Source organism: Streptomyces sp. NPDC014991 (genome assembly GCF_043080665.1).
Classification (GTDB): Bacteria; Actinomycetota; Actinomycetes; order Streptomycetales; family Streptomycetaceae; genus Streptomyces.
Genome location: NZ_JBIBVY010000009.1, coordinates 120,615 through 128,442 on the forward strand (window position 1 = coordinate 120,615; position 7,828 = coordinate 128,442).

The 7,828-nt window shown below is 67.8% G+C and carries 7 protein-coding genes; 4 read left to right on the forward strand and 3 right to left on the reverse strand.

The window, feature by feature from the left end; translation table 11 throughout:
* Positions 1–74 precede the first annotated feature (74 nt).
* From ACF1BE_RS16620 to ACF1BE_RS16630, 3 genes are read left to right on the forward strand one after another with little or no spacing between them, the layout of a single operon-like run.
* On the forward strand, positions 75–488 hold the full coding sequence (locus tag ACF1BE_RS16620; protein ID WP_392199747.1) for a very short patch repair endonuclease: 414 nt from the start codon (positions 75–77) through the stop codon (positions 486–488).
* The gene (locus ACF1BE_RS16625) at positions 485–1,492 is read left to right on the forward strand and encodes a DNA cytosine methyltransferase (RefSeq protein WP_392199748.1); all 1,008 of its coding nucleotides are present in this window, start codon (positions 485–487) and stop codon (positions 1,490–1,492) included. Before ACF1BE_RS16620 ends, ACF1BE_RS16625 begins: the two co-directional genes overlap by 4 nt.
* Complete coding sequence (locus ACF1BE_RS16630) at positions 1,489–3,060, forward strand: DNA cytosine methyltransferase (RefSeq protein WP_392199749.1); 1,572 nt, start codon at positions 1,489–1,491, stop codon at positions 3,058–3,060. Before ACF1BE_RS16625 ends, ACF1BE_RS16630 begins: the two co-directional genes overlap by 4 nt.
* On the opposite strand, the gene ACF1BE_RS16635 is transcribed toward ACF1BE_RS16630, so the two are convergent.
* From ACF1BE_RS16635 to ACF1BE_RS16645, 3 genes are read right to left on the reverse strand one after another with little or no spacing between them, the layout of a single operon-like run.
* Positions 3,051–3,929, reverse strand: a complete 879-nt coding sequence (locus ACF1BE_RS16635) for a DUF6339 family protein (protein WP_392199750.1) — start codon at positions 3,927–3,929, stop codon at positions 3,051–3,053. The two genes, ACF1BE_RS16630 and ACF1BE_RS16635, sit on opposite strands and share 10 nt — an antisense overlap.
* Complete coding sequence (locus tag ACF1BE_RS16640; protein ID WP_392199751.1) at positions 3,926–4,921, reverse strand: hypothetical protein; 996 nt, start codon at positions 4,919–4,921, stop codon at positions 3,926–3,928. The genes ACF1BE_RS16635 and ACF1BE_RS16640 overlap by 4 nt, the downstream gene beginning before the upstream one ends.
* Positions 4,922–4,924: 3 nt before the next feature.
* Positions 4,925–7,072: a helix-turn-helix transcriptional regulator gene (locus ACF1BE_RS16645; RefSeq protein WP_392199752.1), complete on the reverse strand. Its 2,148-nt coding sequence runs from the start codon at positions 7,070–7,072 to the stop codon at positions 4,925–4,927.
* A 448-nt stretch (positions 7,073–7,520) separates the two neighbouring features.
* On the opposite strand from ACF1BE_RS16645, the gene ACF1BE_RS16650 reads away from it, so the two are divergent.
* The gene (locus ACF1BE_RS16650) at positions 7,521–7,727 is read left to right on the forward strand and encodes a hypothetical protein (RefSeq protein ID WP_392199753.1); all 207 of its coding nucleotides are present in this window, start codon (positions 7,521–7,523) and stop codon (positions 7,725–7,727) included.
* Positions 7,728–7,828: the final 101 nt, after the last annotated feature.

Sequence of the window (7,828 nt, forward strand, 5' to 3'; positions counted from 1 at the left end):
CGCGATGCGTCGACCGCCGGCAAAATGCTCACGTGTCACACCTCACCCCGTCCTCTCCCGCCGTATCCGCCCGCATGAGCAAGCAGGCGAGCAAGGACACGGAGGCCGAGCTGGCCGTTCGGCGGCTCCTGCATGCGGCCGGCCTGCGTTATCGCGTGGAGTACCCGGTGCCGGGCATGGCCCGGCGCCGGATCGACGTGGCGTTCACATCGATCAAGGTGGCCGTCCTCATCGACGGATGCTTCTGGCACGGATGCCCGGTGCACGCCACGCATCCGAAGTCGAACGCGCAATGGTGGCGACAGAAACTCGACCGCAACATCGCTCGGGACGTGGAGACCACCGAGCACCTCGTGGCCGCCGGGTGGGAGGTCCTGCGGTTCTGGGAGCACGAGGCGCCCGACGCGGTGGCGTCGCGCATCGTGGAGGCGGTGCGGCAACGTCGTGCGGCCGTGGAACGTGGACGATCCAGGGGGAGGGCTCGATGACCGGGCTGACGTTCGTCGACGTGTGCTCGGGGGCGGGCGGACTGGCCTTGGGCCTGGAACGGGCGGGCTTCACTCCCCGGCTCCTGCTGGACATCGAGCGGCAGGCCTGCGAGACGCTCAAGGCCAACCGGCCGCGGTGGAGTGTGCTGAACGCGGATCTCCTCGACTTCGATCCGGTGGACCACCCGGAGGCGTACGACGTCGACCTGCTCGCGGCCGGCCTGCCCCGCGTCAGGTCGAGTGCCACGGTGACGCGTCGATCGTCGGACACGGAGATCCGCCTCATCCGGGCGACCGCCTATCTGGTTCATGCCGTCCAGCCACGTGCGCTGATCATCGAGAACGTTCCCACCTTGGTCGACGAGGACTCGTTCGCGCCCTTGCGGGACTTTCTCCGCGAAGAGTTGGAACACCTCGGCTACTCGCTGACCTGGTTCGTGCTGAACGCCTGCGACTTCGGCGTGCCCCAGGACCGCAAGCAAGGCATTCTCGTGGCCGTCAAGCAGCAGTGGGCGAGCGCATTCCGGCCGCCTCTACCCACCGTCCACGAGCACGTTTCGGTCGGAGAGGCGCTGGCGCCGTCGATGCGTTCTCTCGGCTGGCCGGACGCCGATCGCTGGGCGGCCCAGGCGACGACTGTGGCACCGACGTTGGTGGGCGGGTCCAAGACGCACGGAGGCCCGGACTTCGGGCCCAGCGGTACCAAGGCCGCGTGGCGGCGGATGGGGGTCTACACGAAATCGTTCGGGAACGAGCTGCCCGATCGCAACTTCAAGTGGAATCCATCCCTCGGTGACGAGGGGCTGGTACGGATCACCGTGGACCAGACGGCCCTCCTCCAAGGCTTCCCCGAGGACTGGCGCTTCGTCGGTGGAAAGACCGCCCGCTACCGTCAGGTGGGCAACGCCGCACCGCCGGCCGTGGGCGAGGCACTGGGGCGGGCAGTGGCGGCCGCATTGCAGACACGACCACACTGCGGCGCCGGCTACACTTCAAGCCCATGAGCCACATCACCGAGGAAGACGCTTCACCTGTGGGTTTCCGCATTCTGGATTTGTTTGCGGGTCCCGGTGGGCTGGATGTGGCAGCACACGTCCTGGGCCATGAGGTCACCGGGATCGAATGGGACGCCGGTGCCTGCACCACCCGCCGTGCGGCGGGGATGGACACCTTCCGAGGTGATGTCCGGCAGTACCGCGCCGCTTTCTTCCCGCGTGCCCAGGTGCTGACGGGCGGCCCGCCCTGCCAGACCTTCACCGTCGCCGGTCACGGAGCGGGCCGCAGGGCACTGGACCAGGTGCTCGAGTACATCGGACGTCTGCACAGGGCCGTGCGTGCCGAGAATCAGGAGTGGACGGAAACCTTCCGGGTCTGGCGCGAGATCTCCGGGGAACTCCGCCGGAAGGAGCTCAGGGCCAGAGAGGTCAAGGCCGAGAAGCGCGAGGTCGACGAGCTGAGGATCACGAAGCGCAGGGCCATCAGGAACAGGCTGGAAAAGCTCGGGAACTCGGCGGACGAGATCAAGAACGTTCTGAAGGCACTCAAGAACCCGCAGAAACTCCCGTTCACGGATGACGAGCTCAAGGGACTGCTGAAGGAATTCAGCGATCTGAACGACGAGCACAACGCTTTGAGGGAGAGACTCGAAGAGCTGGGCGACGAGCGGACGGGTCTGGTTCTGCAACCTCTGTGGTGGGTGATCGAGCGGAGCAGGCGTCCTGGCCTCGAGCCCTACGAAGCCGTCGTCCTGGAGCAGGTGCCGGCGGTCATGCCGGTGTGGAGGGAGTACGCCAAGGTGCTCGCCTCCCTGGGGTATCGGACCGGGACACAGATGATGCACACCGAGGCCTTCGGTGTGCCCCAGACCCGACGGCGAGCGGTGCTGATGGCCCGTCTCGATCGCACCGGCCCCTCGGACGAACCCCTCCCCCTCGTGCCCGAATCCCACGAGCGCTACCAGGTGGGGAGCCTCGCCGGCCGCTCACAGGCGGCGGAGCGACCGGACACCCTTCCCCTGGTCGTTCTGGAGGAGAACCCCGAGGGGGACAGGAAGGACTGCTGGGTCTCCATGGAGAAGGCCCTCGCAAGGGCACGACAGATCTCACCGGAGAAAGTGCACGAACGTCCCGCGTACACCGTCGTCTCGAACTACGGGACCGGGGGAGATCCCGAGGCGCGCGGCCGACGCGACCACGATGCTCCGTCTGCCACGATCACCGGGAAGGTCTCACGGAACCGCTTGGTCCATAAGGGCACCGACGAGAATCTCTCCCACTTCGATCGCTTCACCTTCGCCGAGGCAGGGGTGCTCCAGACCTTTCCTGTCGAGTACCCCTGGAGCGGCAACGACGTGCCGCAACAGATCGGCAACGCGGTGCCGCCCAGACTCGCCCTGCACGTGCTGCGCCACGTACTCGAACCGGGACTCAGCGAGACAGAGGCCCGGATCAGGCTGAAGAAGGCCGTCGCGGAGCTGGAGACCTGGAAGCCCGGGAAGCCGGTGGAGAACCGCGAACATCGCCATCTGAAGGAGCACCCGCTCACACAGGTGCCCCCTCGGAGTCATGCCTGAGGCGTCCGGCCCCTGACCGGGGCCGTCTCGAACAGTTCGGCGAAGTAATCGGTGAGTGTGACCACCGACTCCTCCGGGACGGGCTCCTCGTCGGGCCCGTCCGGCAGAGAGTGCCGGGGTACCGGGGGCGCGGACTCGGCCTCCGCGATCCACTGCCGGAGCGCCTCGGAGTCACGGGGCTCGTCCGGGGCCAGCGCGTCGTACACCAGGGTGGCACCGGCGGTGTTGATCGCCGTCATGAGGCCGTTGATCTCACGACCGGTGCTGACGACCCCACGTTCCAGGACCCGCACCAGGGCCTGGGCGGTGGGTCGGTGGTCGAGCAGGTCCAGGCGCAGTGCGTTGTGGATCAGGTCCTGGTTGGCGCAGGCCGCCACCACCGGTGTGTAGTCCCCGCCGTTGCGAAACATCTCCGCCAACCACCACAGGCGCGAGAAGCACTGCCGGTCCGCCGCTCCCTTGAAGCGGTCCCTGTTGATACGCGGTGGCCCTCCGCCCCGGCGGGGCGCCGGGGGATGACGGAACGCCACGTAGTCCGGAGCGACAGCCAGCGCGAGGTGGTTCCACAACCTCTGATCCGCGGCCTCACGACGAGTGAGGCGCAGAGTCGCGTGCAGCCGGGGCGCGAACCAGCCGTCGGCGTCCGTCCGGTTGGCCTGGAACTGGTGCATCGCGTCGTCCACCAGGTCCCTGAGCGGCTCCACCGCCCACCGGGCGTCGTCCTCGGGCAGAGGTTCGACGACCTTGGCCAGGTCGACGCCACCGTGTCCCTGGACCCCCCTGAGCAGATCCTCGGTGAGGAAGGGATCGGCGGCCGTCGCGGAGAGCAGGCCCAGCCGGTCGGGAAGGTGATGCGGCCTCTCGATCACGCGCTGTCCTCTCGGTTCATCTGCTGGAGTGCGCGCAGAACGTTGGCGAGCGCCCTGCCCGCACCGGCGCGGCGCACCGCGGCGTAGTGGATACGGGTCTGGAGCTCCACCCATCCCGCGTCGTCGGTCCGACGGCGGTGGACCTGACGGAGCGCCTCCTCGACGCGGAGGCCCGGCACGACGTCGGGCAGCATCTCCCGCAGCACTTCACCCCGCCAGTCGGTGGGGAAGACAGGTGAGCCGTCGGGTTCCACCTCCAGGTCACCCACGGCACTGTGGAACACCGCGGTCCATACGTCGGTGGCCATCTGGGAGACCAACAGCTCGTGGACCTTGTTCTCGATCCCCCCGCTGTAGCCGCCGAGAAGATCGGAGAAGCCCTCGAGGTCGGTGTTGATCATCACCAGCGGCAGCCGGCCCGAGGCGTCGATCACCCAGGGCGCATCGGAGTACGGGCGCAACCATTCCCGCGCGCTCTTGGAGAAGCTCGCCTGCTTCACATCGAGACGCAGACCGCCGAGAGGCTCCTCGGCGGCGACGTCGACGGTCCAGTCACCGTCCGTCTCCGTGATCGCCCGACCCGCCACATCGCCGACCGTGGCCACCGCATGGACGGTCAGAGAGGCACGGCCCACATGGTCGTCGCGGAACACCTCGATCTCACCGGACCACTCCTTGCTGTCCGGAGCGTCCTGCCGCAGGTCGAAGGACGAACGGACGTTGGTGGCGCCTTCGGTGAGCACCGCCAGCACCCGCAGCCCGCTCCACGGGGCCTCGGGATCAGTGGCCCCGGGAGGCAGAGTGGCCGACAGGCCGATCCTGGCCGACACCCAGTCCTCGTGCTGCGCCACGCCCAGGGCCACGGTCCGCTGGGGGGTGGAGTACGCCGAGGTGTCCAGACGGTCGCGTGTGCCGTCGGGCAGCCTGAGAGATGCCGAGGTCACCCTCACGGTGATCGGACGGTTGAGCCGCTTGTACGGATAGAACTTCATGCCTCACTCCCCTGTACCGGCACGGAGTTCGAGAACGAGCCGCGTCAGTTCGGTCCGAACCGGGTGGCTCGTGGCGTCGGTGGAGCCCCGAAAGACGGCTCGACGAGCGTGCGGCGTGAAACGGAGCACGCCACCCTCCACCTCACAGCCCTCCACCGCGACGAGTTCCGCCCAGTCGAGCCGGGGTCGGCTGCCCGACCGGACGTCGAGGAGGACCACCGGTGTCATCGCGGGCAGTTCCTCTGCACGCGGCAGTTTCACCTCGGCGGTGATCCGCCACTCCCCACCGGCGCCGATCTCGGCTTCCAGTCCGTCCAGCTCCGGCAGAACCGGCCCGGCGGCGCGCTTGCGTGCGGTGCCCTTGGGCGGGACGGTGAGCTTCTTGCGAAGCTTGGCACTCTCGTGCGACCCGGCGCTCCGGGACCTGACGACCAGGCCCTTCACCGCCGCGTTGACCTCGGTGGTCAACCTGGAGATGCGGTGGTGCGCCGTGTGCGACCACCGGAGGGTCAGTTCCTCGGTCTGGCCCCAGCGGTCGTGCTCGGGCGGTTCGGCGGCACGCAGGAAGTCTTCGGCCTCTTCGGCGAAGGGCGCGGACTCACCGGCCGCCTTCCCCAACAGAAGCACCGCCTGGAAGGAGTTGACGCCCAGCGGCAGCCCCGTGACGCCGGACTTCTTGATGGTCATCCGGTTGCCGCGCAGCGAGTGGACCTGGTTCGGTACGCCGTCCCGGTCCTCCGCCTCCGTGACCAGCAGCACTCCCTGGTGCGTTCCGAGCGTGCCACGAAGTCCCCCGGACAGGGGCAACCGCAGCGGAACGGTACGGAGCGCCACCTGACCGGCCTCGGTGAGCCGATCCACGGTCGTCCCTTCGTAGAAGGCGCGCAGCGCCCTGGTACGTGAGGGCTGTCTGTCGGTGGGGTCGACCTTCTCCTCCTCGATGACGACCTCGCCGTTGCGCAGGGTGCGGACCGAGGTCTCCAACAACGGGAGCCTGCTGCCGCCTCCGGTCATGGCCGCCCAGAAGTCCCTGCCCAGCGCCTCGACCAGGCGTCGGTGCATGACGCGGATGTCTCGGGTCCCGTCGTCGTCGGTCCCGTTCTCGTCCTCGTCGGCGGCGGAGTCCGGTTTGCTCTGGTCGAGGCTCGCCACGTCATGGGCGCCGACGACGAGGAAGGACGTGCCGGGTTCGTCGTTGTCACGGGTGAGGTGAAGACGCTCGACCGTCTCCTCGTCCGCCCACCACGAGCGGACCACCTCCGCGCCGGGTGTCTCGGGGTCGGGACGGCCCAGCCAGGCGGGGCCCGCGTACTGGTTGCCGTCGACGGAACGCCACGGCAGTTCGAGTCGTCCGATGACACGGCGCTCGGTGCGTCCCTCGTGCGGGACGGACAGCGTGGAGTTGATCAGCACCATGCCGAGCGCGCTGGTCGCCCAGAGGGTTGCCTTGCCGAGTCCGTAGGAACCGCCCGCACCGCGCCCGGACTTGAGACTCTCCAACTGCCGGCGGACGACGGCCGCGAACTTGCCGTCGCCGTAGTCGTCACCGGTGAGACCGGAGGCGTTGTAGTCGTCGATCCGCAGAAGGATCAGGCGGCTCTTCTCGAACATGTCGCGCACACCGGCGTCCACGACGCGTCCGACCTTCTGATCGGCGGCCGACCGGGAGACCGCCAGGTAGTGGGGCTGGAGTTCGTCCCAGAGGATGGCGGCACGGAACGCGTCCAATGCCTCACCGGTGAGCTCGTGGATCGTGTACCGCACGCGGACCGGACGCCCGTTCTGCACGAGTCGCTCGTCGAGACTGTTCTGGCAGGTCTCCCGGGCGAGCACCTGGACGTCCGCGTCGAACGCGAAGGCCGCGGCGTTGCCGCCGTCGCGCCCACCGTCCTGGTACCCGGGCCGGTGGTACCAGGTGACGGGGAGACCGGCCTGGGTGTCGGTGGTACGGGTGTGCACCGTACCGAGGTCCGTGCCGAGTGCTTTCGCGATCTCTCCCATGACGGCCGGACGCGGGACCGAGCGACCGGTGATCCACGCCGAGACCGCGGCCCGGGTCAGTCCCAGTTCGTCCGCCAGCTCGGCCTGCGTCATGCCCGCGATCTTGAGCTGACGGGCCAACCAGGGCCCGAAGTCCTCACCGGCCTCCATGTGGCCTCCCGCTCTTCGCCGTATGTCGTTGTGGCCAGGATCATGGACAGGCTAATTTGACGATGACACATCGGTCAACTGTCGCTTGACACAGCCCAGATCGAGGCCGCATCGATGACTCACTGTCCGATCTGTCCAAGATGTCAACTTCTCGCACCGGCCGAAGGGGAGCCGGGTCGTGGAGCAGGCGACTTGGCAGTCAATTCGTTGATCGCGAACGCGAACTCAATCGCGAATCGGAGCCCTCAAGTCCGTCGAGCCGAAGGCGAATTGGGGATGGCGCGAACCGGGTGGAGCGGTCTAAGGTCTTCATCAGCGGAAGTGTCCGCCTCACTCGGAGAACTCCTCCGTGGAACAGGTGAGTTGTGCCCTCTCGCGCTTGCCCAGCCCCGAACGCGCTTTCCAGTACGGGGGATCCTTGACAAGGACCGGAGGACGCGACATTTCCATGGAAGACCCTCCCGACGACCCGGAGTCCCTGCACATCTTCCTCCCTCATTCGCTGCGTGAAATCAATTCGGTGTGGTTGCAGCTCCTTACGGCCGATTCCGAGGCGGAACGGAAGCAGATCCTCGACTCGTTCGGTACGACGATCGAGGAGTTCGTCGAGCTCTTCGGCCATTGCTCCGGTCGTACCGGCCCCGGGACCAGTTGACCTCGCGACGACTCCCTCACTTCATCGCCGCAGGTCGAACGGGTCTTCATCGGCCCACGTCCGACTCTGTCGGCTGCTTTGCACGCCACTCATCGCAGGAG